The sequence below is a fragment of the Acinetobacter sp. ANC 4862 genome, assembly GCF_004336635.1.
In the GTDB taxonomy this organism is placed as follows: Bacteria; Pseudomonadota; Gammaproteobacteria; order Pseudomonadales; family Moraxellaceae; genus Acinetobacter.
This window is the reverse complement of sequence record NZ_SJXH01000015.1, coordinates 21456-45422: the sequence shown is the minus strand read 5'-3', so window position 1 is coordinate 45422 and position 23967 is coordinate 21456. Positions and strand designations below refer to the sequence as shown.

Genomic DNA, 23967 nt, shown 5'->3' with positions numbered 1-23967 from the left:
GGCGAATGAATTATGAAAAAATCCCTGTTTTTTTCAGTATATCTAGCAGCTTCACTTTCAGTTGCACATGCTGAAACAGTCAAAATTTATGCTGCTGCCAGTTTGACCAATGCTATCACTGATCTTAAAAAAATCTATCAAAAGCAGTATCCCAAAACCAATCTTGTACCAGTCTATGGGGCTTCATCAGCGCTTGCGAAACAGGTAGAAGCAGGAGCCAGCAGTGACATCTTTTTTTCGGCAGATCTGGACTGGATGAATTACCTGATCAAAAAGAACCTTATTCATCAAAACAGCGCCAAGCCCTTATTGTTTAACCAGTTGGTGGTGATCAGTCCAAAAAATCTCAATATTCCTTTTAAAGCGCAATCCGGGTTTAATTTTGCGCAATCTTTTAAAGGACATCTCTGTACTGGGCAAATGGAATCCGTTCCTGCGGGTAAATATGCCAAACAAAGCCTGATTAAATTAAATTGGTTAGAGCGTCTAAAAGGTCGCATTGTCGGGACAGATGATGTCCGTTCAGCCTTGGCTTTTGTCGAACGTGGTGAATGTGAGGTAGGCATAGTCTATAAAACCGATGCACTCATCAGCCAGAAAGTGAAAATTATTGGAACCTTCCCGGCAGATTCGCATCATCCGATTATTTATCCGATTGCCTTGACCAAGCAGGGTGAAAAAAATGCAGAGGCTATTCAATTTGAAAAATTTATAAAAAGCAGTCCACAGGCAAAAAGTATTTTTCAAAAATACGGATTTCGCATGAGTCACTTATAGGGGGGATCGCCAAGACATGTTCAGTCCCGAAGAACTGAGTGCTTTATATCTTTCGGCAAAAGTGGCCTTATGGGCAACGGTCATCTGTTTACCGTTTGCAGTGGCCTTGGCCTGGACTTTGGCACGCCATGAATTCAGACTGAAATTTTTGGTCGAAGCGTGTTTGCAATTGCCGATGGTCTTGCCACCTGTAGTTTTGGGCTATTTGCTGTTGATCCTGTTCGGTAATAAAGGCTGGATTGGACGATATCTGAATGCAATGGGGATTGAACTGGCATTTAACTGGAAGGGAGCAGTACTGGCTTCGATGATTGTAGCTTTTCCCTTGATGGTGCAGCCAATTCGTCTCTCTTTTCAATTGATTAATCGGCAATTGGAACATGTGGCCGGTTCATTAGGCGCAAGTCCGTTCAGAGTGTTTTGCAGTATTAGCCTGCCTTTGGCACTGCCTGGTATGCTGATCGGGAGCATCCTGTGTTTTAGCCGAAGTCTGGGAGAGTTTGGTGCCACCATTACTTTTGTTGGCAACATTCCAGATGAAACCCGCACCATTCCTATCGCGATCTATTCATTTCTGCAACAACCCGATGGTGAAGAATTTGCCATGCGGTTGGTGGTTTTATCTTTGGGTCTGGCATTTTTAGCCTTAATTGCCAATTATTTTATTCTGCAAAAATATCAACGGAAATTGGGAGGCTAATATGTTGAAATGTGATTTTCAATATCAGCAGGCTGATTTTAGCCTAAACATTGAACTGGAAATGCAGCGGCAGTTGTTAGGCATTGTCGGGGTATCGGGAAGTGGTAAAAGCACATTGCTAAAAAATATTGTTGGGCTGCTGCAACCTTATCAGGGCTATATTCAGTTTAATCAGCACATGTTGGTAGATAGTCAGCAGAATATTTATGTACCAATGCATCAACGCAAGATCGCCTTAATTTTTCAGAATGCCATGCTGTTTCCACATATGAATGTGCAGCAGAATCTACGTTATGCAGAAAAATTAGTAGCCAAACCGGAACGAAAATTCCAGTTTGAAGAAGTGGTGGAATTACTGGAATTAAGCCCTTTAATTTACCGTAAAGCTCATCAGCTTTCGGGTGGGGAAGCACAGCGGGTGTCGATTGGGAGGGCTTTATTGTCTTCACCAAATTTATTGTTGCTAGATGAGCCTTTAACAGGTCTAGATACACATCTAAAGCAGCAAATTTTACCGTTTTTAAAACGGCTTAAAGATGAGCTGGATTTGCCGATGATATATGTGACTCATCATTTAGAAGAATTAGCATATCTGGAAGCGGAAACTGTACAATTAAATCAGGGGCGATTGCAGACTATGCCAAAGCTTGAAACAAGTTAAACCTCTAAAAGGGAAATAGCCTAAGCGTTAAGCATAAGCTATTTCAATAAACATCAAATGATATTATTCAGGTTTTTGATATTCATTGATGACTTCAAGTGCAGCACGGAAGGCTTCCTGAGTGGCAGGAGCCCCACAGTATGGCAAGCTGTGTAATAACACTTCCTGAATTTCTTCTACTGTTGCACCGTTATTCAGTGCACCACGGACATGTCCCTTAAGTTCGGTTGGGCTTTTTTGAGCAGTTAAAAATGCAATGGTAATTAGTGAACGGTATTTGCGGGGGAGTACGCCTTCACGTTGCCAAGTTGAACCCCAGGCATGTTCATTAATCCAGTCCTGCAAAGGTTGAGTAAATGGCACAGTATTATCTTGTGCACGTTTTACAAAAGATTCACCCATCACTTCAGTACGAACTTTTAAACCATTTTCAAAATCTTGTTGTGACATATTTTTTTACTCTTTCAACGTCTATAAAAAAGAAGTGATTAAAGTTTATGTCTGAATGACTTCAATGCGTATTGGTTTATGGTCGTAGTTCGATTGTAATTGCAGTAACTTCGCTACGATTCATACTTCGATGAATAATTGAATGTTTATAATAAAATTTGTGATTTGTGGAAATATGTTTTTATAAGAGATTTATTTTTATAAAAATATTTTAAAAAATGAAATCTAAATTTTGATTTGGGATTTTATGTGGTCACTATTTAATAGTGTTTTGTTCAGATAAGTAATTTGAGATAAAAAGTAGAAATCAAGGATTGAGGTTAAAGTTATAAAATAAGGATATAAAAAAAGCCCTGATCAGTGATCAGGGCTTCTTCGTATTCTGGAGCGGGAAAGGAGACTCGAACTCCCGACCCCAACCTTGGCAAGGTTATGCTCTACCAACTGAGCTATTCCCGCAATGGTTGTGAATTATAGAGAATTTAATGAAACTGTCAACTCTCTATGCTTACAAGTGGTCAATTAATCAGCACGACGCCAAATGGTGCCTTGGCGTGTATCTTCCAAAACCACACCTTGATCGAGTAAAGACTGACGAATTTCATCGGCCTTGGCGAATTCTTTGGCTTTTTTCGCATCTTTACGTTGTTGAATCAAATCTTCAATTTGTTCTGTTGTTAAGCCTAAAGCTTCCTGACCAATATCAGACTTTAAGAAATCATCCACATTGTGTTGAACTAATCCAAGAATATTGGTGAGGTGACGTAAAGTTGAATAGTAAACCGTTGCCTGTTCCTGGTTTTCATCTTTTACGGCACGGTTGAGTTCTTTATTGATTTCGAACAATACTGCAATCGCTTCGGATGTATTAAAGTCATCACGCATTGCTGCATTAAAACGCTCAACCAAAGTTTCATCTAAAGTTTCAACGGTTTTTTCACCATACACTGCTTGATAAGCTTTAAATGAATGATAGAAGCGAGAAAGGGTATTTTTCGCTTCTTTCAACGCTGTATCGGAGAAGTTGACTGGACTGCGGTAGTGCGAAGAGACAATAAAGTAACGGATCACTTCAGGATGAAATTTATCCATCACATCACGAATAGTAAAGAAGTTGCCTAAAGATTTAGACATTTTTTCACCATCGACATTAATAAAACCAACATGCATCCAGTAATTTACATATTGTTCATCAGTCGAAGCTTCACTTTGTGCAATTTCGTTTTCATGATGCGGAAACATCAAGTCGGAACCGCCACCATGAATATCAAAGTGGTTGCCTAGGCAGCAAGTCGACATGGCTGAACATTCAATATGCCAACCTGGACGACCATTACCCCAAGGTGAAGCCCATGACGGTTCATTTTCTTTGGCATGTTTCCAAAGTACAAAGTCAAACGGATGTTTCTTTTCGACTTCAACATCGATGCGTTCCGATGCCCCAGCTTGCATATCTTCCAGTTTACGACCAGACAAACGACCGTATTTGGCAAATTTTTCAACCTGGAAATAAACATCGCCATTGCTAGAAGGATAAGCTGTACCTTTATTGACTAAATTACCGATCATATTTTGCATCTGATCAATATAGTCAGTGGCACGCGGTGCTTCATCAGGAGCTAGGCAACCCAAATTTTCAGCATCGTCATTCATCGCTTGAATGAAACGATCGGTCAATGCGGTAATGCTTTCACCATTTTCATTGGCACGTTTGATAATTTTGTCGTCAATATCAGTAATATTACGAACGTATTTTACCTTCCAGCCTTGACTGCGCAAGAAGCGGATAATGTAGTCAAATGCAACCATGACCCGAGCATGTCCAATATGACAGTAATCATAAACTGTCATACCGCAAACATACATATCGATATGTCCCTCGACACGCGGAACAAATTCAACTTTTTTACGTTGCTCTGAGTTGTATAGAACAAATGGCTGCATAAGTCTTCAAAATGCTAAATAAAAAGATGCTTCATCATAACGTAAGCACTATTTTTCATAAAGTTTTATGCGCTTTTTTTATAAGCTTGTGAAAAGTTGTACATTTAGAAACGTGACATTTGCATAGATATGATAAAATTGCGAAAATTATTTTTGCTTGAATAGAGTCACTCTTTTATAGAGTTAAGGTAAACCTACTTTGAACCCACCAAATATGCCAAACCAAATAGACTTTCAAAAAGTTGCACTAGAAACTTTGCGTATAGAAGAACAAGCGCTAGAAATATTGGCGACGCAAATCGATGAACGTTTTAGCCATGCATGTGAAATCATTTTGCGGTGTCGAGGGCGATTAGTCATTACCGGAATGGGGAAGTCAGGTCATATTGGTCGTAAAATGGCGGCAACCTTTGCTTCAACCGGCACACCATCTTTCTTTATGCATCCGGGTGAAGCTGGGCATGGCGATTTAGGCATGTTGGTTCCTGGCGATGTGCTCATCGCTATTTCTAACTCGGGCAAGAGTGATGAAATCATGATGCTCATGCCTTTAATCAAGCGCCTGGAAATACCATTAATTACCATTAGTGGTGATGACAAAGGACCGATGCCACAAAATGCAGACGTGGCTTTAACCTTGGGTAATCTCCAAGAGGCTTGTCCTCTAGGTTTAGCACCAACTTCAAGTACTACGGCAACTTTGGCATTGGGCGATGCTTTAGCCGTTGCCTTACTCGATGCACGTGGCTTTACTGCTGATGATTTTGCCATGTCACATCCGGCAGGTGCTTTGGGTAAACGTCTATTACTGCATGTCAAACACTTGATGCATACAGGTACAGAATTACCAAAAGTCTCTCCAGATACACCAATGAATCAGGTTTTATACGAAATTTCAAACAAACGCCTAGGTTTAACCACAATTGTGGATCAAAATGATGTTCTGCTCGGTATTTTTACCGATGGAGATTTACGTCGTTTAATTGATAAGCAACAAGGTTTTGATGTGAGCTTGGTGGTATCGGAAGTGATGACCAAGAATCCTTTAACCATTTCGCAAGAAGCTCGTGCGGTTGAAGCTCTAGAGTGCATGAACGAAAAGAAAATCAATCAATTTGTTGTGGTAAATGATCTAAATAAAGTCATTGGTGTGATTAGCATGCATGACTTGATTCAAGCTGGGGTAAATTAATAAATGGCATCTTATATTTTATTGGAACAGGCACGTCATATTGAAGCTTTGGTTCTGGATGTCGACGGTATTTTAAGTGATGGTTTTGTGACATTGACCAATACAGGCGATGAAATTAAATCATTTGATATTCGTGATGGTTTAGGCATGAAACTTGTACAGCAAGCGGGTGTCAAAGTCATTATCATTACTGGACGTACAAGCAATATTGTTGAAAAGCGTATGTCTGCCTTGGGTGTAGACCTGGTTTTTCAAGGTCGTGAAGATAAGGGCACCGCATTACGCGAAGCCTGTGCACAATTGAATGTTGCACCAGAAGACTGTTTATATATGGGCGACGATTGGCCTGATCTTTCTGCATTTGCCATTGCCGGTATGAAAGTCACTGTGCCGAATGGTCATGTGGAAGTGCGACGTCGTGCAGATCTGGTCACTCAGGCAATGGGTGGTCGTGGGGCGGTACGTGAAATCTGCGATATGATTTTGATGGCTAAAGGGGCTTACGAAACGCTTCTTGAAAAATATACCGCTGTCCCACATTAATAGTTAAATAATTCATTGAATTTGAGTTAAGTACCACACTTATGGATACAAAAGTTTTATACGTAACTGCTATAGCAATTGCAGCTATAAGTGGTGGTTACTACTATTACAGCGGTAAGGGCAATAAACTTGAGGTTGATTCAGCAAGGAGTATGACCTATTCGGCTGAAAAAATTAATCTCACCCAAACCGATGATGACGGTAATTTGTATGTTCGTGCTCAGGTCGATCGCATGGAACAGGACATGCAAAAACAAACCTCAAAACTGACCAATCTCAATGCTTCCCTGTATAAAAATGGCGTAGTCGATGCCACTTTCTATGCCAAAGTTGCAAATGGTTATGATGATAATGAGCGCATTGTTTTGTCTGGAGACGTGTTGGCGATCAAGTTACTGCAACAGGGGAAAATGCAGTTTCGAACCCAAGAGTTAACGGGATATCCTAAAACTCGTGAAATTGAAACCAATAAACAAGTCATTGTGCAATCTCCGCAAGCTGAATTTGTAAGCCAAGGTTTGAAAGCCAATTTAAATGACGGTCAATACGAATTTTTTAATATTCGAGGAAAATATGAACCAAAATCTTAAGCTTACATTGTCTAAATCCTTGCTTCAGCAAGCAGCTTTAGTCGGTTTGGTTGTATTATCATCGGCAACGGCATTTGCAATTCCTTCTGACAGAAATCTGCCCATCTCACTGGTGGCTGACCGTGCAACCTATAATGAAAAAACTGGGGTGACCACCTATACGGGTAATGTCATCATCGAGCAAGGCACCATGAAATTGCAAGCCAATTCGATTGTGGCCAATCTGAATAGTCAAAAAGAAATCAGCACGATTACTGCGACAGGCGGACCTGCACGTTTTCAGCAAAAAGTTGATGTCAATAAAGGTTTAGCGAAAGGACAAGCACAGAAGATTGTTTATAATGCGCAAACTGGCATTATCACTTTGTCTGGCAGCGCACTGTTAGAGCAAGATGGTGCAAGTATTCGCGGTAATACTTTGAAATATAGTATGAATAAGGGTGATATTGAGGCTACAGGTACGCCAAATAGCACAGGTTCTTCATCAGGCCGTGTTCAAATTGTAATTCCACCTTCTAGCTCAAAATCGTTCCCGGGAGCACGTGATTAATGGATCAGTCGCTAAATCAACCACAAACGCTTTGTATTAAACATCTGGCAAAAAACTATAGTAAACGATGGGTGGTTAAGGACGTTTCTTTCCAGATGCAAAGTGGTCAGATTGTCGGCTTACTTGGACCCAATGGTGCAGGTAAAACCACAAGTTTCTATATGGTGGTTGGTTTGGTTCGAATGGATAAAGGCGAGATTCATTTGGATGATCTTGATTTGTCTGATTTGGCCATGCATGAACGGGCTCGTAAAGGGATTGGTTATTTACCTCAAGAAGCGTCTATTTTTAGAAAATTGACCATTTCTGAAAATATTATGGCGATTCTTGAAACGCGTAAGGACTTAAACAAACAGCAACGCCAACAGCGTTTAAATGAATTGCTGGCTGATTTTAAAATCACTCATATTAAAGATTCGTTGGGGATGAGCGTTTCGGGTGGTGAACGTCGTCGTGCAGAAATTGCCCGTGCTTTAGCTGCTGATCCCAAGTTCATGCTGCTGGATGAACCTTTCGCGGGGGTCGATCCTATTTCTGTAGCGGACATCAAGGATATTATCCGTGAACTTAAAGACCGCGGAATTGGTGTACTGATTACCGATCATAACGTACGAGAAACACTTGCGATTTGTGAGCGAGCATATATTGTCAGTGAAGGTGCAGTAATTGCAGAAGGAACACCACAAGAAGTACTGGAAAATGAAACAGTGCGTGAAGTGTATTTAGGTGAAGATTTTACGGTTTAAAAGTTTAAAAAATAATCAAAATAAAAGATGATTTTGTTATAAATAAATGACAAGATCATCTTTGTATGTAATAAGTATTAAAAATAAGAATTACATTACAAAAATAGACGTATTTTTTACGACATGCGTTAAATATTCATAAAATAAAAATTATCATTCAAATGATGCTAAAGAATCAAAACAACAATATAAGTTTGTGTCAAAAGTTATTGCTGAGAAGCATGCAGGGTTTGATATGCAGTCTATCTCTATCAATAAGCTATGCCCATGCAGACAGTTCAAAAGAGTTCATGCAGTCGCTCAAGTCTGGAATGAGCCAAATTTTTGTTCCGAAATCAGATGAAAACTACAATAAGGCAGATATTGACGCCCTAAGTAACTTTCAAGTGGATACCTCTAAAGTCCAGGAATTTGCTCTCATATCAGGTTCGGATCGCACACGGCCTTTTTCTAAAAATCAACCGATGTATCAACCGGTTAGCCAGTTAAGCTTCAATGAAACCATCCTTCGGGCATTACAGCGCAGTCCAGATATTTCACAACGTATTTCAGTTTTAGCTGGACAGGATGCTTATATTGCTGTTGCCAAATCTGGCTACTATCCACAAATTTCAGGAGGGATATCTACTGGAGACTTGAGCTCTGGTGAACGTGGACGCCAACTTATTGGCCTGAATGCCACGCAAATGCTATACGATTTTGGCAAGGTTAAAAGTGGGGTGGATATTCAACAGGCAAAGCTTGTAGCTGAACAGGCTGAGGTTTTAGTCGGCATAGATAGTGTGGCTTATGACACTGCCAATGCCATTGTGAATATTAAGCGCTATCAGGAAATGACCCAAATTGCACAGCAGCAGATTAGCGGCATTTCACGCATTGCTGAAATTACCAATTTAAGAGCAAAGGCGGGGATCATTACCCAGGCTGATCCCATTCAGGCACGTGCAAATTTAGAAGCTGCACAGGCCAATTTAGTGGTGCAACAAACTCAGCTGAAAAAGTTTCAACAGAAATTACGTACCTTATTGGGCGCGGATGTGACAGGTCTGGGCTGGTCTATTCCAGAGCGTGTAGTGAGGGATTCCGATTTATACCGTGATCCAGAATTTAATAAAATTCCGAGCATGATTTCTGCACAGGCAGAGGTCGACATTGCCAAATTTCAAAAGCAACAATTAAAATTAAGTAACTATCCCGTCCTGAGTGTGAAAGGTTCACTCAGTCAGGCTGTGAATGGCCGTAATCCAAATAATAATGAAGATGATGGTTTGTATGACTCCATCATGTTAGAAGCCTCCAGTAATTTGTATCAGGGCGGGGCAATAAAGTCACAAACACGTGCTGTCAGTTATGCAGAAGAGGCCGCAAAGGCAAAAGTGAATTCAGTCTATCTGGATGTGCTAGATGAAGTCCGACTATTACGTGAAGAAATTGAAAATAAACAACGTCTGATGAGTATTCTTATTGCGCGTAAGGAAACCACCATTCGTACCCGAGAGCTTTATCAAGAACAATATAAACTGGGTACGCGGTCAGCGGTTGACTTACTCAATGCAGAACAGTCTATTCACAGTGCAGCGCAGGAAATCGAAAATGCACGTTACGACATTTATGATGCAATTGTGCGATACATTGCTGTGACCGGACGTTCGCGTGATCTCTATGATCTTAATAATATTCCAATTCAGGGGTTCGAGATTCAGCCATGAATAATAAAAATAATTATCAGCCGTGGCTTCAAGCGGTACTCACGATTGCCAAACATTATCGTATAGAACCCTCTGAAGAACGTATCCGTTTACAGCTTGACTGGAATCCCAACCAGAGTGTTGATGACATCATGGTATTGATTACCCGTCAGGTTGGTATGAGTTGGCGTAAATCTGCATTCAGTACAGATTTAATCAATCCGTGGCGTTTACCTGTGGTGGTGGAATTTCATGATGGTCAGGTCGGGGTTGTTGAAAAGGTCGACGCTGAAGGGAATGCCAATATCCAGCTGAGTGGTGATCAAGGGCTTGCACAGACATTAACGCTAAATGTGCTGCAGTCCAATATTCGGCATGTTTATATTCTTCGACCCGAAAAATCCGTGCCAGATGCACGGGTAGATGAATACATCAAACCTTATGAAAGCAGCTGGTTCTGGTCGATTGTATTACGTGACTGGAAACGTTATATCGATGTGATGTTTGGCTCCATGATTGCCAATATTCTGGCCCTGGCGACGGTTATTTTTTCCATGAACGTTTATGATCGGGTCATTCCGGCACAATCGATACCAACTTTATGGGTACTGGCTGGTGGTGTGCTGATTGCTGCCATTTTTGAGTTTAGTCTACGTGTCGCCCGAATTTATCTGTCGGATATTATTGGTAAGCGTGCAGATCTAAGAATTTCTGACCGGGTTTTTGGACATGCTTTAAGAATTAAAAACAGTGAACGATCGAAATCTACCGGGACATTTATTTCACAGATTCGTGAGCTTGAAGGTGTACGTGAACTGGTGACATCCACCACCATTTCAGCGATTGCCGATTTACCTTTCTTTCTACTTTTTTTGGGAATTTTCTGGCTGATTGGTGGCAACCTGTTCTGGGTGATGCTACTGGTTGTGCCTTTAATGATTCTGCCGGGCATTCTGGCCCAAAAACCTTTGGCAAAACTCGCCAATGAAGGGATGCGCGAAGGTGCAATTCGTAATGCCATGCTGGTTGAAGCAGTACAAGGCATTGAAGACATCAAGCTATTACGTGCGGAAGCAAGATTCCAGAACCAGTGGAATCACATGAATGAATCATCGGCGGATGTTTCAATGCGTCAACGTAAAATCGTGGGGGTCATGAATGCCTGGACCCAGAAAATTCAAGGTTTGACCTTTGCAATTGTAGTACTTGTGGGCTGTTTTGCGGTGATGAAGGGAGACATGACCACCGGGGCTTTGGTGGCCTGTTCGATGTTGTCTTCACGTATGCTTGCTCCAATTGCGCAAATTACCGGTGTGCTAGGGCGCTGGCAGCCAGCCAAAGTAGCTAAAAATGGACTGGATGAATTAATGAAAAAACCGGTGGATCAACCGGATCATGCCCATTTGATTCATCGTCCGGCACTGAATGGTCATTATGAGTTAACTAGGGTGACCTTTAAGTATGGCGAAGATGATCCAAAACCAAGCCTGATGATTCCAAAGCTGGAAATCAGACCGGGTGAAAAGATTGCAATTCTTGGACGTAATGGGGCAGGTAAATCGACACTACTGCAATTATTGTCCGGCATGCAAACCCCTGTTCAGGGCAAAATCAAACTGGATGGTGTTGAACTGGGTTTAGTCGATCCCTCAGATGTACGCCGTGATATGGCGTTGCTGAATCAGAATGCGCATTTGTTTTTTGGTTCGGTGCGTGAAAACTTGATGCTTGGCGCTCCTCTAGCCAGTGATGAAGAAATATTGAATGCCTTGAAAATTACCGGTGCAATTCACTTTGTGCAGGAGAAAAAAGAAGGCCTGGATCATATGATTCTTGAAGGGGGTGTTGGCTTTTCTGGTGGGCAGAAACAGGCGCTTTTACTGGCACGTTTACTGATTCGTCAGCCGAATATTCTGTTGCTAGATGAACCGACAGCATCGATTGATGATGTGTCAGAAAAACAGTTGATTGATCATCTGAAATTATGGCTAGGTCAACGTACCATGATTGTTGCAACGCATCGTCGTGCAGTACTGGAACTGGTAGACCGAATTATTGTGGTGAATGATGGCAAGATTGTGATGGATGGACCTCGTGATCAGATTCTTAATCAAAATCAGCCACAGCAACGTCAGGTTGCAGGAGCTAATTCATGAGCGCTAAATCCCAGAATTTAAAAAGTACCATCAAAGTCACTGAGCTTGAACCGCCTTTACCCAAAGCCAGTTTATTCATTTGGATGATTTGTCTGGGTTTACTCACCTTATTGCTCTGGGCATGGTTCTTTAAACTTGAAGAAGTTTCTACCGGGACGGGTAAAGTGGTACCTTCCTCAAAAGAGCAAACCATTCAGTCACTTGAAGGCGGTATTTTAACCAAGTTAAATGTTCGTGAAGGAGAAATTGTCAAACAGGGTCAGATTCTGGCTCAACTCGATCCGACTCGATTTGAATCCAATGTCGGAGAATCCGCTTCATTGCTGATGTCTTCACGTGCCGCTTCAGCACGTTTAAGAGCTGAAGTGAACGGAACACCGATTTCTTTTCCTAAGGAAGTTTTAAAAGACAGTAAACTGGTGCAGGAAGAAACCGCACTTTATCATTCACGCCGTGCCAATCTGGATGAATCGTTGGCGGGTTTGCGTCAGGCTTTAAGTTTGATTGAGCAGGAACTGAGCATGACCGAACCGCTTGTGGCTAAGGGTGCTGCAAGTGAAGTGGAAGTTTTACGTCTAAAACGTGAAGCCAATAATCTTCGTAATCAAATGAATGATATTCGCAATCAGTATGATGTGAAGTCACGTGAAGAATTATCCAAAGCCAATACAGATGTCGAAACACAGCAACAAGTGGTGAGAGGAAAGTCGGATACTTTAAGCCGTACGGTTTTCAAGGCACCCATGCGAGGGATCGTCAAGGAAATTGATGTGATGACCATTGGCGGGGTTATTCCTCAAAATGGCAAGCTGATGACTATCGTTCCTTTGGATGAACAGCTATTGATTGAAGCTCGAATTTTACCGCGCGATATTGCATTTATTCATCCCGGTCAGGAAGCTTTGGTTAAAATCACAGCTTACGACTATTCTATTTATGGTGGATTACAAGGCAAGGTCACCACTATTTCGCCAGATACCATACGTGATGAAGTCAAGCAGGACCAGTTCTATTACCGCGTTTATATTCGGACCAATACCGATAAATTAACCAATAAAGCCAGTAAGCAATTCAGCATTACTCCCGGTATGGTGGCTACAGTGGATATTAAAACTGGACAAAAATCAGTACTGGATTACCTGATCAAACCATTCAATAAAGCTCAAGAAGCATTACGTGAACGCTAATTAAAAAATTGAAAACCTAAAGCCTCCTTCTTATAGGAGGCTTTTTATTGTCTGCAGATGCTTTAAAACACGTTATAATTTTACCGTGATTTTTTTATTGTTAGATTTATGCCATTTACGATTGCCTCACAAGTTAGTTTCGAAGAAGACATCAAAAAAAGTCGCTTTCAAGCCATTGCTGTGCCTGTCGAAAATGAACAGGCGGTCAAGGATTTTTTGGAGACCCATAAAGATATCACCACCACACATCAATGTTGGGCATGGAAAATTGGGCACAATGTCCGTTTTAATGATGATGGCGAGCCATCCGGAACTGCGGGAAGACCGATTCTAGCCACCATTGAAGGCAATGATTTGACCAATATTCTGGTTTTGGTGAATCGCTGGTATGGTGGTATTAAACTGGGCACTGGCGGTCTGGTTCGCGCCTATGGAGGCTGTGCAGGGCAATGTTTATTGCTGGCTGAAAAAATTGAACTGATTGAAAAGAAAAAAGTCAGTTTTGCCTGTCAGTTTAATGAGTGGTCGATTTTTCAATACGAACTCAATCAACAGCACATCGAATTTAAAGAAGACTATACCGCGACTGGGGTACAGGTCGAAGCCTTGCTACAAATTCACCAAATTGAACCCTTATCCTTGAAAATTCAGGATGTGACGCGCGGTCGTGAACAACTCAAAATTGTAGAAGAGCTACTGGATGACTGAACAAGATCCGCTGTTAAAATATCGTGAACAGCACAAGCGCCGTTTGAACTATATGCCGTGGTTATATTGGTCATTAAAGCCGAAAAATCGGGCTTGGGCTGAAGCATGGCAAAAAGAATATCAGGCTTATTTAATGCAAATGGAAACGGTCGAGATTGGTGAAAACTGTTTTATTTCACCCCTGGCGCATATTTTTGCCGAGCCGGGCCGGAAAATTGTGATTGGCGATAATACCTTTATTGCGGCAGATTGTACTTTGCATGGACCCTTGGAAATAGGTAATGAAGTTGCGATTAACCATCATTGCATTCTTGATGGTGGACGTATGGGCATCAAGCTGCATGATCAGGTCCGTATCGCTGCGTATTGTCATTTGTATGCCTTTGACCATGGTATGCAACTGGAACAGCCGATTTACCAGCAAGCGGTACGTTCTAAGGGAATCGAGATTGGTCAGGATGTTTGGCTCGGTGCACATGTGGGGGTGAAGGATGGCATAAGTATTGGATCGCATGCCGTGGTTGGCATGAATAGTATGGTCACAAAAGATGTAGAAAAAGCAGCTATTGTTGCGGGTAATCCTGCAAAATTTATTCGTTATCGCGATTAAAAAATTCAATAAAATTAATATGAATTGCCGAGTAAGTTTAATTACATAAAAGCATGCACAGTCTGTAAGAGATATGCTAAGTTAAAAATAACAAATAGACTTAAAGCCTTTCATGGCGAAAAGTGAGGCGAAAATAAAATGAAACGTGTAATCGCTTGTATTGATTCTTCACCGTGCGTGAATGCAGTTGCTGAAGCTGCAGCATGGATTGCAAAGCAGACCCAACGTCAATTGGTGTTATTACAGGTTTTAGATTATTATCCGGCCAGTTATCACTTGGGGGAAATAAGTGGTGTGATTGGTTTTGAAAGTAATGCAATGTTACTGAAAGAACTAGCTGAGCTTGAACAAAAACAAAGCGAATTGGCACTAAATTATAGTAATAATCTACTTAATCATATTACCGAAATGATTCAGCAAAAGTACGGTTTAACTGCCTCGCATCTTCAGGAAAAAGGAGATTTTTTAGAGCAAAGTTTTAATGTGCTTAGAGATGACGACATTGCTATTATTGGTCGAGTAGGGGAACGCTCTGCAGAGCGGAATAAACCAATTGGGAGTAATGTTGAAAACTTTATTCGTGGGGTAAATTGTACCGTAATGACAGTGGGTGAAAAATTCCAGCCACCAACACAATTTATTTTTGCCTATGAATATTCGCCTACCTGCGTTAATTTGATGAAACGAATTGCACAAAGTGATTTGTTAAAATTGCTACAGTGTCATGTGCTCTATGTCGGCGATCATCCAGAAATATTGAATGAACCTGCACAATATTTACGTGATGCCGGGCTTGATGTGGTGATGGAATATCGTTATGGCGATGTTGCTGAAAATATACTTGAATACCAGATTGAACATGAGATACAACTGATTGTACTCGGTGCATTTAGTCACAGTAAAATTCACCAGTTCTTTTTGGGCAGCGTGGCAACCACTATTTTCCGAAATTCAACTGTACCGTTGTTGGTGGTAAAATAAGCAAAAGCATTGCTTATAAGTGGTGATTAAATATTAGCCATAGTTATCCGCATAACTTGTGGATAACTATATGGACAGTCTGTGTAAATCACTAATAAATAAATAAAAAAACAATGCGATTGTTTTTTGATCTTTGTGTCAAATTATTTCACTAATGCTAAAGCAAAGCCATCATGACCCTTACTGCCTACAGTCTGCAATGCTGTACAGGACAAGATTCGGGGATGGTTTTGTAAAGCGACAAACATCTCCCGGATACCTTCAATGCTGGGTTTGTGATTTTCAGGATTGATGATATCGCCCGCACGAATGACATTATCGAGCACAATAATGGTTCCTGAATGAGACAAGTCCAAGCTTAATTCTAAATATTCCGGGTAACTCTGTTTATCAGCATCAATAAAGATAAAATCGAAAGGTTTAAAGTCGGCAGGCAAGGCTTTTAATACATCAGCTGCACGTCCCACTTTCAGATCAATCGTTTGTGGAAGTTTGGCATTGTCGATATTTTCCTGAGCCAATGCTGCGTGTGTATCTCGACCTTCAATCGTTAAGATATAACCATCTTCAGGGAGCGCACGAGCCAGCCACATGGTGCTGTAGGCTGCAAAAGTACCCAGTTCCAGTACACGCTTACACTTGTTCATCTGAATGAGCATTTGCAGCAGCATGCCTTGATTGGGCGCTACTGCAAGGTGATCTGGAAAGCCTTTTTCTTCAGTGTTTTTTAAAGTCTGTAGAAGAATCGGGTCTTCTGGAATTAAATGTGAATCGATGTAAGCATCAATCTCTGTCCACATTTGTTGCATAGTTTCATCACCTTTGTTGCGTTGCAAGCATTTTAAACTTTTCCAATCAGAGTGCAATTTATCGTTTAGATTTATTGAAAATAGGCAATAAAAAAGAGATCACCAAGATCTCTTTTTTATCCGAATTTGCTTTTAGTAATTACACATCGATGAATGACGTGACAGATCAGGTCCCCAAGTACGATAACCTTGGGTATCAATATGGATTTGTCCTGAAGCATACAGTCCAAGCCCCATATTCAGGCTTTGACCATGTTGCGACCAGAATTCGCATAATTTAAATTTGGTATTTTCGATAAAGGCATAGTCTTCAGCATGAGGGTATGCAGGTCCAATACGAAAATCGATAGCCGAATTAAACAAATGACGTGATGAATTTGCACCGCCAGCACACTGATTCAGTGGTAAATCACGATAAACCGAAGTGACTTCAAAATCGGTAAGCACTTTGGCGGCAACCAGATATTTAAATACGCGCAAAGTTGAAATTTGATTGTGCCACAATTCACGGTTTGGAATCATGTATTGTGAACGGGAACATTTTTGCCAATCCCGTGCGGTACGCATCAATTCAAAACTTGGAATGATATTGCCGACACCATTTTGTTCAAGAAACACTTCATATTCACGCACGCGTCGTAAGTTATCGCTTGTAGCAACCCAAGCATTGTAAGCATACGGAACCGTTTTAGGCGGGACAGGGCGTTCAATGATGATGCGTTCTTGGGGAATGAAGATCCGTTTTCCGTCGGGAGTCGTGGTCGTACGTCCTTGTTTCTGAGGAGATGTAGCACATCCAATCATGACAAGTGGGATTAAACCGAACCCGATTAATCCCTTGAGAAAATGCTTCATTATAGAAATCAAATATTTATAAATACATTCGCTATTTTAATATAATTTAAAGGATAAAATTTGAAAATATTGCAATCAAATGTTTTTTTAAGTATAAAAAAAGATCAGCAGGTGCTGATCTTTTTTGAAGTGAAAAACAGTTTTATTTTTCCAAGTATTGTAACTTGTCAGGTTTGCCATTCCATTCTTCACGATCGGCAGGTTGATCACCGATCTGGGTGATATTCGGCCATTTTTGTGAAAGTTCGGTATTCAGTTCAATAAAGACTTCTTGACCTTCCGGTAACTCATCTTCAGAGAAAATAGCATTCGCAGGACATTCAGGTTCGCATAGTGCGCAGTCAATACATTCATCAGGGTTGATGACGAGGAAGTTTGGACCTTCGTAGAAACAATCCACTGGACAAACTTCTACGCAGTCTTGGTATTTACATTTAATACAATTTTCAGTGACAACAAAGGTCATGGCGACAGCTACCTAAAAAATATGGTTCTAATTACTCTTGCTGTATTTTAGGCAAAAATGCAGGTAACTAACAATTGCTTTTATTGATATTTGTTATATATAAGGCTGTTAATTTTGATAAAAAATGAATATAGCGTTAAATATGGCATCTAAATGAAAAAGACTCCTATTTAGGAGTCTTTGACTTATTCATGATGGTTTTAAATTAAGCATCTAGGGCATCTTTCAAAGCATAAATTTGTTGTAGTGCTTCACGTGGTGAAAGACTATCGACATCTAAAGCTCTTAATAGATTCAGCGCAGGCACATCTTTCTCCACTTCAACAATACGTTCAATCACTTCAATGGATGACTCATCCGGCATACTAAATAAGTCATTTTGCACCGCTTTATTCAGTTGCTGATGTTGCTGTTTTTCCAAAATCTTTAAACGATTTTGTGCTTCTTTAATCACGCTGGCAGGAATCCCGGCTAGTTTTGCCACTTGCAGACCATGACTTTGGCTTGCAGGGCCATGCTGAACTTTGTGTAACAGAATTAAATTTCCATTTAATTCCTTGGCGGTGACATGGTAGTTATCGATGCCCGATTCTTTGCCCAGTTCAGTGAGTTCAAAATAATGGGTCGCAAATAAGCACAGGCATTTAATCCGTTTGCTTAAGTCAATCACACAGGCCCAAGCCAAAGATAAGCCATCATAGGTACTGGTACCACGGCCTACTTCATCCATCAATACCAAAGACTGGTTGGTGGCATGATGCAGAATCTGTGAGGTTTCGGTCATCTCCACCATAAAGGTCGATTTACCAGTCGATAAATCATCCGCGGAGCCAATACGGGTAAACACCCGATCAATTGGACCTAACACCGCAGATTTTGCAGGGACATAGCAGCCACAATAGGCCAATAGGGTAATCAGTGCGGTTTGACGCATAAAAGTGGATTTACCACCCATATTTGGTCCCGTGACAATGGCCATACGGTGGTTAAAGTCTAAAGTGGTATCATTTGGGGTAAAGGCAGTTTTGCTCAATGCTTCAACCACAGGGTGGCGACCGGCTACAATTTTTACCCCGATTTCAGGGCTAAATTCGGGACGTGACCAGTTGCGTAAACGTGCCTGATGGGCAAAGTTGGCCAACATGTCAATTTGTGCAATCGCGCTGCTCATCATTTGTAAATTGCCGATGTCTTGGCGTAATTCATCCAGCAGCATTTCAAACAGCATTTTTTCACGCGCCAGCGCACGTGATTCACTGGATAACACTTTATCTTCAAAAGACTTGAGTTCTGGCGTGATATAGCGTTCTGCATTTTTTAAAGTCTGGCGACGAATGTAATGATCCGGTGCCTGATCTGCTTGTGCGCGAGTCAGTTCAATATAGTAGCCACTAACCCGGTTATAACCAATTTTAAGTGTTGAAACCCCAGTGTTTTCACGCTCTTGGATTTCCAAATCAATCAGGAACTGACCTGCATGATCACGAATTTTACGCAGTTCATCCAGTTCACTGTCAAAACCTTCTGCAATGACATTACCATCACGAAGTAATACTGGAGGATGTTCAACAATGGCCGACATCAGGCGTTGGTACAGTCCCTTAAAATCACCCAATTCATGATCTAATTGCTGAATTAATGTAGATTGCTTGGCTTGAGTAATCGGCTGAATGGCATGACGTAATAAAGGAATTTGCGCACAGGCTTGACGCAGTTGCACCAAATCACGTGGACGTGCGCTGCCTAAAGCAATACGGCTCAGCACACGTTCAATATCACTAATATCTTTCAGTACCAGGCGAATCGGTGATTCATGATAGCCATTCAGCATCGCTGCCGTTGCATCCAGGCGAGCATCCAGTAATTTGGTATCACGTAGCGGCTGCATTAAGGTGCGACTGAGTAAACGTCCACCCATCGCAGTTTGACAGTCATTGATCAGTTGAAACAACGATGTCCCATGATCAAACAATGGCTCTATTAACTCTAAATTGCGACGCGTGACTGGATCTAAGGCAATAAAGTCACTGCTTTGTTCCAGTTGAATGGAACGGATATGTGGTAAAGCTGTTTTTTGGGTTTCTTTGGCATAGTGAATCAGTGCTGCTGCAGAGGCTTTTGCTAGTGGCAAATGATCAATACCAAAACCAGACAGTGTCGATACGGCCAACTGATCACATAAGGTTTTTTGAGCATTATTGACGTTGAAATCGACATTCGGACGCTTGGTGACAGGGCACTCGAGCTGCTTTTTGATTTGTTCAATAATATTGGGATCAACAATATCTTCATCCACCAGAATCTCGCTTGGCATTAAGCGGGAAAGCTCAATTGCCAGTTGCTCGTGTTGGAAGTCTTGTTGTTGAACCTTGAAAATACCTGCGCTTAAATCCAACAATGCAATACCAATTTGATTTTGTTGAATGCAAAGCGCGACCAAATTGGAAGATTGATGACTGTTAAGCAGCGCATCATCTGTCAGTGTACCGGGCGTAATGATTCGGACTACACCGCGTTCCACAGGGCCTTTACCGGTAACTTCACCCAGCTGTTCACAAATGACGACGGTTTCGCCTTTCTTGACCAAACGTGCCAAATAACCTTCAGCTGCATGGTAAGGTACGCCCGCCATAGGAATCGGTTCACCATTGGCTTTGCCACGATGGGTTAATGTAATCCCCAGTAATTTTGCAGCTTTATGCGCATCATCAAAAAACAACTCATAAAAGTCACCCATACGGTAAAACATGAGTGAGTGAGGATGCTGCATTTTTACAGTTAAATATTGCTGCATCATTGGCGTTAAAGTGGAAAGATCAGCCATGATTTCCGGGTAACTCATTGAGGTAAAATCCTTAAATATTTGAATAAATCTAGATCGCTAAAAACTTGGCTGTCTCACCAATTTCAATTTTTTGCATGAAGAGAAGTTTATTTACCAGTAAGACATTCAGGTCTTATATTTTTTAATTTTCTGGCAAGTCGTGTCGATCAAAAAACTTCACTTCATTCGAGTGGCTTATCTTATCAAATTTGCATGAGCAGAGAAAAATGCTTTGCAATAATTACGTAAAAATTAGGGCAGCTGTTTTTTTATTTTTCTATGCGGATATTAAGGCGATATAGCTGTAATAAAGATCAATAAGCTAGATTTGAAATATTTGAATGATGCTTGGAAATAGCCTAAGAGAATATCTTCACACCAAATTAAATAGCAGATCAGTCGATCATGCTTCATCCACATGATCGACTGAAATGGATCAATCTTAGTCCTTAAGGTTTATGTAAACCTAACTGAGTCAAATGGAGGCGTAATATTCGACGCAATTCTAAAACGGCTTCGGGGGTTTCCTGAATGGAATGTCCACCTTTGATGATCTTTTCAGAAACAGCTCCATTTAAGTGGGCGCTCTTATAAGGGACGACATCATCGGTAATGATATTCAGATCATCACTGTTGGTGATATTGCCCATAATGGAATGGAAGGCGAGACCTTTACGTGGGGTAATGTCTTTGGTGAGTTCCATAAATTTTGACTGATGACTTAAGTCGCTGGGACCATTTTGAATCAGACCATGATCAATCTGGGTGATTAGATCTTTGACGTCCAGATCCTGGTTTTGTATGCTGTCACCAATCGCAGAAAGGAAGGCACCCGGTATACGAATAATTTTACGCGCTGCCTTGGTAAACCATCGATCGGCATAATCAGTTCCTCTATGCGGAGAGGCCAAAAATATCGCACGACTAAAATTAGGAATATCCTTCATGACCAAGCGTTGTGAAACGATCGGTAATTTTTGGTATTTATTTAATTGACGATTATTCATCATGGCTAAAGCCTTTTTAGTCACGTCTGCATCGCTGACCAAAAGACGGGCGATAATACCTCCCATACTATGTCCAATCAGAACGGCATCTTTTTTGGCGGGTGCTTTGGCATCCACTTGTGCAAAAGCTTGGGTGAGCAGGGCATAGATTTGAAAGCGACTTTCAATCATCGGCATATTGGTTGAATAAAACACTTGCCAGACCTGAAAGTTTTCCCGCAGTACCGTGTCACCCATAATGTCATTGGTCAGTCGTATCCAGGCTTCAGGACTGCTGGCGAGACCATGCACCAATACAATGACTTTTTTATTCGGGTTATAAGGTTCGAGCATGTATAAATGCGGCATGGTGAGATGATCGTCACGATCAATCAGGGTTAAATAGGCCGCTTTACCCAGATTATTTTGTGCCAGCCATAAACCATAGGGCGTAGAGAAGTTAGCAGCAAGCGGATAGGTTTTGCCTGCCAGCTCCACTTTTTCATATTTGTAGGGATCAAAAGCTTTTAATTCAAACTCTGCCTTATTTAAAATGTCCTCAAGATTGCTCGCGGATTTCGGCTGCGCGGTAAGGGTGGCTGCTAAATAACGGGCTTGATGAATATTCGGATTGATGCCATTTTTGTAGCTAAAATTGATCGGGTCGATAATGTATTTATTTTTACCTTCACCGATATCATCCTTAACTCGCGGTAAAACGACAACAAATTCTGAACCAAAACCATCACGGCGGTTAATGGAACGTAAACCTGAAAAATTCAGGTTATAACTTGAGAGCAACTGCTCAATTTTCTGTTGTTTAAGTTGCGGGTAATGATCAAAATTAATGCTGTAGATGCTTTTGCCGACTTTAATCTGGTGTTCGACTTCCGTGGGTTTGTAACGTAGCGCATACGCGGAAACCAATTTGGCCAGGGCCAAGTTATAGAAGTCGCGAATCTGGACTTGTCTGTTATCAAAAATACGGTCTTGAGGTCCGCGTTTGGTTTTAAACATGTAGGCATAACTGTATCGAATACTTTTATCCAGCATATAAAGCTGTTGGTCCAAACATTTATCATAAGTCACTTGCTGGAGCTGTTGTTTTTCTTCTGACTTGGTACTGGTTAATATACCAATTTTACAATCACTTGAGTTTTCAAAGCTTAAGGCTTTGGCTAAGTAAACTTCACTTGCCGTAGATAATAATTGTTCATCTTGAATTTGGGGAATTTGCTGCAGTTCCTGTACACATTTTTCAGGTTCATCAGAGCAAATTTTTGCTTCACGACCTGTCATTGAAAGCACATTTAAACTGGCTTCACTCAATTTGTTGCGGGTGAGGATACTTTCTCGTTCATTGGCAATGGTGACGTTGATGGCTTGATTTTTAACACTTACAATTTGACATCCTGCCAGCAGATAACTACTGAATAGCGCGGCAAATAAAACTTTGTATATCTGTTTTGGCATAATAATAGTCTGCAGTAAGTATTTATTTGAATTTTCTTCATCATACGATAATTCTTCTAGTTTTCAATTCATACACAAAAAAAATAGACCGTACTGGACGGCCTATTTCAATAAAAACTTAAAAATTAAGGTGCTTTAGGTGGGTTAAGCATTTGCCATACATTCCAGCGACCATGCTTTTCAATTTCAGCAATTAAACGGTCAGCCACTTCAGCTTCTTGCGGATATTTTACTTTGTAATTTTTCAAGGTTTGAATCGCATTTTTCTTTTGTTCCATGGCAATGTAATTATTTGCCGCAGACAGATACGCTTCCTGTACACCCGCTTTCATTGCTTTATCTAAATAAGGAATCGCTTCACGCTGACCACCACCTTCAGATAAACCAAAACCAAACCAGAAGTTTGCTTCAGCATCTTCTTTGTTGATTTTTAAAATGCGTTGCGCATAGGTTAAAGATTTGGTGGTATAGACTGAACCCAAGTCCAGGTTACGCGCCATTACACTGGCTTTAAATGCACGAATCAGAACATCAAAAGATGCATTATCTCTAGAGGCTAAAGTATCGAGCTGTTGGGTCAATTCTTTTAGTTTGGCTTCAAAACCCTTACGTTCCTGACGTTCAGTAAAACGAGGTGGGTAATGGCGTGCTTTACCTTCAACCAATTGTAAAAAGTCATCAATTTCAGTGACATCAATTTCATTTTCACCCGCAAGTACGGCAAATTTCAAATTGCGTGTATTGCTGTTCACCGTTGGAATAATGAGCTTATTTACATCTAGAGTCACTTTCTTGGAAGGATCGCTTTGCAGATTCACTTCCATTTTAGTAACAGGCTGTGCTGCAGCTTGTTTTAATGCAATTTCAAATGGAGGTGGAGCATCATAGTTAAATGGATTCAGCGCATAGAACGGTGGAGTCAAATCGGGTTCAGTGAAAATAATTGGAGTAGTCGGATTTTTGTCTTCTTTCGGTGCCATGCTACACGCAGAAAGTAAAGAAACCGCTATTAATGTACATGCCAAAGGCTTAAGGGTCATATGGATCATCCATTCATTTAATTTTAAAATT

The 23967-nt window shown here is 41.0% G+C and carries 22 protein-coding genes and 1 tRNA gene; 14 read left to right on the top strand and 9 right to left on the bottom strand.

Features of this window, described 5'->3' with window-relative positions; translation table 11 throughout:
* The first annotated feature begins 12 nt into the window (after positions 1-12).
* From modA to E0409_RS08430, 3 genes are read left to right on the top strand one after another with little or no spacing between them, the layout of a single operon-like run.
* The gene (modA, locus tag E0409_RS08440) at positions 13-777 is read left to right on the top strand and encodes a molybdate ABC transporter substrate-binding protein (RefSeq protein ID WP_131289663.1); all 765 of its coding nucleotides are present in this window, start codon (positions 13-15) and stop codon (positions 775-777) included.
* A 16-nt stretch (positions 778-793) separates the two neighbouring features.
* Entirely contained in the window at positions 794-1477 is a 684-nt protein-coding gene (gene modB / locus E0409_RS08435; protein ID WP_131289661.1) for a molybdate ABC transporter permease subunit, read from the top strand.
* A 1-nt stretch (position 1478) separates the two neighbouring features.
* Positions 1479-2138, top strand: a complete 660-nt coding sequence (locus E0409_RS08430; RefSeq protein ID WP_131289659.1) for an ATP-binding cassette domain-containing protein — start codon at positions 1479-1481, stop codon at positions 2136-2138.
* Positions 2139-2201: 63 nt separating this feature from the next.
* On the opposite strand, the gene E0409_RS08425 is transcribed toward E0409_RS08430, so the two are convergent.
* The 3 genes from E0409_RS08425 to cysS all read right to left on the bottom strand — a co-directional run bounded on the left by E0409_RS08425 (position 2202) and on the right by cysS (position 4532).
* Positions 2202-2588, bottom strand: a complete 387-nt coding sequence (locus E0409_RS08425) for a carboxymuconolactone decarboxylase family protein (RefSeq protein WP_131289657.1) — start codon at positions 2586-2588, stop codon at positions 2202-2204.
* Between the two features lie 383 nt (positions 2589-2971).
* Positions 2972-3047, bottom strand: a tRNA-Gly gene (locus E0409_RS08420).
* 63 nt (positions 3048-3110) lie between these two features.
* A complete protein-coding gene (cysS, locus tag E0409_RS08415; protein WP_131289655.1) occupies positions 3111-4532 on the bottom strand; it encodes a cysteine--tRNA ligase in 1422 nt (473 codons plus the stop codon).
* 214 nt (positions 4533-4746) lie between these two features.
* Between cysS and E0409_RS08410 the strand changes: the two genes are divergently transcribed.
* From E0409_RS08410 to E0409_RS08360, 11 genes are all read left to right on the top strand, one after another.
* A complete protein-coding gene (locus E0409_RS08410) occupies positions 4747-5724 on the top strand; it encodes a KpsF/GutQ family sugar-phosphate isomerase (RefSeq protein ID WP_131289653.1) in 978 nt (325 codons plus the stop codon).
* Between the two features lie 3 nt (positions 5725-5727).
* The gene (locus E0409_RS08405; protein ID WP_131289651.1) at positions 5728-6267 is read left to right on the top strand and encodes a KdsC family phosphatase; all 540 of its coding nucleotides are present in this window, start codon (positions 5728-5730) and stop codon (positions 6265-6267) included.
* A 41-nt stretch (positions 6268-6308) separates the two neighbouring features.
* Positions 6309-6857, top strand: a complete 549-nt coding sequence (gene lptC, locus E0409_RS08400) for an LPS export ABC transporter periplasmic protein LptC (protein ID WP_131289649.1) — start codon at positions 6309-6311, stop codon at positions 6855-6857.
* Positions 6841-7407, top strand: a complete 567-nt coding sequence (lptA, locus tag E0409_RS08395) for a lipopolysaccharide transport periplasmic protein LptA (protein WP_131289647.1) — start codon at positions 6841-6843, stop codon at positions 7405-7407. Before lptC ends, lptA begins: the two co-directional genes overlap by 17 nt.
* A complete protein-coding gene (gene lptB, locus E0409_RS08390; RefSeq protein WP_131289645.1) occupies positions 7407-8153 on the top strand; it encodes an LPS export ABC transporter ATP-binding protein in 747 nt (248 codons plus the stop codon). Before lptA ends, lptB begins: the two co-directional genes overlap by 1 nt.
* Positions 8154-8314: 161 nt before the next feature.
* The gene (locus E0409_RS08385; RefSeq protein WP_502699808.1) at positions 8315-9862 is read left to right on the top strand and encodes a TolC family protein; all 1548 of its coding nucleotides are present in this window, start codon (positions 8315-8317) and stop codon (positions 9860-9862) included.
* Positions 9859-11997 carry a type I secretion system permease/ATPase gene (locus E0409_RS08380; RefSeq protein WP_131289641.1) on the top strand — a complete coding sequence of 713 codons (2139 nt, stop codon included), beginning with the start codon at positions 9859-9861 and terminating at the stop codon, positions 11995-11997. The genes E0409_RS08385 and E0409_RS08380 overlap by 4 nt, the downstream gene beginning before the upstream one ends.
* On the top strand, positions 11994-13184 hold the full coding sequence (locus E0409_RS08375; RefSeq protein ID WP_131289639.1) for a beta-barrel domain-containing protein: 1191 nt from the start codon (positions 11994-11996) through the stop codon (positions 13182-13184). The genes E0409_RS08380 and E0409_RS08375 overlap by 4 nt, the downstream gene beginning before the upstream one ends.
* Positions 13185-13292: 108 nt before the next feature.
* On the top strand, positions 13293-13892 hold the full coding sequence (locus tag E0409_RS08370; RefSeq protein WP_131289637.1) for an IMPACT family protein: 600 nt from the start codon (positions 13293-13295) through the stop codon (positions 13890-13892).
* Positions 13885-14502: a DapH/DapD/GlmU-related protein gene (locus E0409_RS08365; RefSeq protein ID WP_131289635.1), complete on the top strand. Its 618-nt coding sequence runs from the start codon at positions 13885-13887 to the stop codon at positions 14500-14502. Before E0409_RS08370 ends, E0409_RS08365 begins: the two co-directional genes overlap by 8 nt.
* 138 nt (positions 14503-14640) lie before the next feature.
* Complete coding sequence (locus E0409_RS08360; protein ID WP_131289633.1) at positions 14641-15483, top strand: universal stress protein; 843 nt, start codon at positions 14641-14643, stop codon at positions 15481-15483.
* 143 nt (positions 15484-15626) lie between these two features.
* Here E0409_RS08360 and E0409_RS08355 read toward each other — a convergent pair whose 3' ends face one another.
* The 6 genes from E0409_RS08355 to E0409_RS08330 form a co-directional block, all read right to left on the bottom strand.
* Positions 15627-16292, bottom strand: a complete 666-nt coding sequence (locus E0409_RS08355; RefSeq protein WP_131289701.1) for an O-methyltransferase — start codon at positions 16290-16292, stop codon at positions 15627-15629.
* A gap of 132 nt (positions 16293-16424) precedes the next feature.
* Positions 16425-17147 (bottom strand): D-Ala-D-Ala carboxypeptidase family metallohydrolase, encoded by a 723-nt coding sequence (locus tag E0409_RS08350; RefSeq protein ID WP_131289631.1) that lies wholly within the window; start codon positions 17145-17147, stop codon positions 16425-16427.
* A gap of 142 nt (positions 17148-17289) precedes the next feature.
* On the bottom strand, positions 17290-17613 hold the full coding sequence (fdxA, locus tag E0409_RS08345; RefSeq protein ID WP_067724492.1) for a ferredoxin FdxA: 324 nt from the start codon (positions 17611-17613) through the stop codon (positions 17290-17292).
* 205 nt (positions 17614-17818) lie between these two features.
* The gene (gene mutS, locus E0409_RS08340) at positions 17819-20455 is read right to left on the bottom strand and encodes a DNA mismatch repair protein MutS (RefSeq protein WP_131289629.1); all 2637 of its coding nucleotides are present in this window, start codon (positions 20453-20455) and stop codon (positions 17819-17821) included.
* A 431-nt stretch (positions 20456-20886) separates the two neighbouring features.
* On the bottom strand, positions 20887-22896 hold the full coding sequence (locus E0409_RS08335; protein ID WP_131289627.1) for an esterase/lipase family protein: 2010 nt from the start codon (positions 22894-22896) through the stop codon (positions 20887-20889).
* Positions 22897-23021: 125 nt separating this feature from the next.
* Positions 23022-23936: an ABUW_2363 family tetratricopeptide repeat lipoprotein gene (locus E0409_RS08330; RefSeq protein WP_131289625.1), complete on the bottom strand. Its 915-nt coding sequence runs from the start codon at positions 23934-23936 to the stop codon at positions 23022-23024.
* Between the last annotated feature and the right edge of the window lie 31 nt (positions 23937-23967).

Coding starts and splice junctions, on each gene's coding strand:
- mutS (WP_131289629.1), bottom strand. CDS start 20,455: ATGAGTTACCCGGAAATCATGGCTGATCTTTCCACTTTAACGCCAATG.
- lptB (WP_131289645.1), top strand. CDS start 7,407: ATGGATCAGTCGCTAAATCAACCACAAACGCTTTGTATTAAACATCTG.
- E0409_RS08405 (WP_131289651.1), top strand. CDS start 5,728: ATGGCATCTTATATTTTATTGGAACAGGCACGTCATATTGAAGCTTTG.
- E0409_RS08360 (WP_131289633.1), top strand. CDS start 14,641: ATGAAACGTGTAATCGCTTGTATTGATTCTTCACCGTGCGTGAATGCA.
- E0409_RS08430 (WP_131289659.1), top strand. CDS start 1,479: ATGTTGAAATGTGATTTTCAATATCAGCAGGCTGATTTTAGCCTAAAC.
- E0409_RS08410 (WP_131289653.1), top strand. CDS start 4,747: ATGCCAAACCAAATAGACTTTCAAAAAGTTGCACTAGAAACTTTGCGT.
- E0409_RS08350 (WP_131289631.1), bottom strand. CDS start 17,147: ATGAAGCATTTTCTCAAGGGATTAATCGGGTTCGGTTTAATCCCACTT.
- fdxA (WP_067724492.1), bottom strand. CDS start 17,613: ATGACCTTTGTTGTCACTGAAAATTGTATTAAATGTAAATACCAAGAC.
- E0409_RS08375 (WP_131289639.1), top strand. CDS start 11,994: ATGAGCGCTAAATCCCAGAATTTAAAAAGTACCATCAAAGTCACTGAG.
- cysS (WP_131289655.1), bottom strand. CDS start 4,532: ATGCAGCCATTTGTTCTATACAACTCAGAGCAACGTAAAAAAGTTGAA.
- lptC (WP_131289649.1), top strand. CDS start 6,309: ATGGATACAAAAGTTTTATACGTAACTGCTATAGCAATTGCAGCTATA.
- modB (WP_131289661.1), top strand. CDS start 794: ATGTTCAGTCCCGAAGAACTGAGTGCTTTATATCTTTCGGCAAAAGTG.
- modA (WP_131289663.1), top strand. CDS start 13: ATGAAAAAATCCCTGTTTTTTTCAGTATATCTAGCAGCTTCACTTTCA.
- E0409_RS08355 (WP_131289701.1), bottom strand. CDS start 16,292: ATGCAACAAATGTGGACAGAGATTGATGCTTACATCGATTCACATTTA.
- E0409_RS08370 (WP_131289637.1), top strand. CDS start 13,293: ATGCCATTTACGATTGCCTCACAAGTTAGTTTCGAAGAAGACATCAAA.
- E0409_RS08385 (WP_502699808.1), top strand. CDS start 8,315: ATGATGCTAAAGAATCAAAACAACAATATAAGTTTGTGTCAAAAGTTA.
- lptA (WP_131289647.1), top strand. CDS start 6,841: ATGAACCAAAATCTTAAGCTTACATTGTCTAAATCCTTGCTTCAGCAA.
- E0409_RS08365 (WP_131289635.1), top strand. CDS start 13,885: ATGACTGAACAAGATCCGCTGTTAAAATATCGTGAACAGCACAAGCGC.
- E0409_RS08425 (WP_131289657.1), bottom strand. CDS start 2,588: ATGTCACAACAAGATTTTGAAAATGGTTTAAAAGTTCGTACTGAAGTG.
- E0409_RS08380 (WP_131289641.1), top strand. CDS start 9,859: ATGAATAATAAAAATAATTATCAGCCGTGGCTTCAAGCGGTACTCACG.
- E0409_RS08330 (WP_131289625.1), bottom strand. CDS start 23,936: ATGACCCTTAAGCCTTTGGCATGTACATTAATAGCGGTTTCTTTACTT.
- E0409_RS08335 (WP_131289627.1), bottom strand. CDS start 22,896: ATGCCAAAACAGATATACAAAGTTTTATTTGCCGCGCTATTCAGTAGT.